The organism is Pseudoalteromonas sp. S2721 (assembly GCF_005887425.1).
In the GTDB taxonomy this organism is placed as follows: Bacteria; Pseudomonadota; Gammaproteobacteria; order Enterobacterales; family Alteromonadaceae; genus Pseudoalteromonas; species Pseudoalteromonas simplex.
On sequence record NZ_PNCZ01000165.1, the window covers coordinates 1 to 286 of the forward strand.

The 286-nt window shown below is 40.2% G+C and carries 1 protein-coding gene; it reads right to left on the reverse strand.

Annotated features, from left to right (window positions below; all coding sequences use genetic code 11):
* Positions 1-2: 2 nt before the first annotated feature.
* A partial coding sequence (locus tag CWC02_RS20665; RefSeq protein WP_502705415.1) for an aldose epimerase family protein occupies positions 3-286 on the reverse strand: 284 nt, incomplete at its 5' end.

Sequence of the window (286 nt, forward strand, 5' to 3'; positions counted from 1 at the left end):
ACTTATTTGTAGAAACCTTGTACACCACCATGTAAATGGTTGTCACCATCGTTAGACGCTAATTGGTATTCAGTGCCATTTAAGGTGAATTTAAAGTTTGCGATACGGTTACCACACCGACCGATGATTGCCACGTAGTAAGTTGTCGCTTTTTTGTATGCTTCTAGGTTATCTAAACCCAGTACAATATTACCCATTTCGCCTTTTTCATCTGGCGTTTCAATACGCGTGATAATGCCGCCGTAGTTAATCACATCAACTCTAATAACATTGCTGTTAGTCAGCG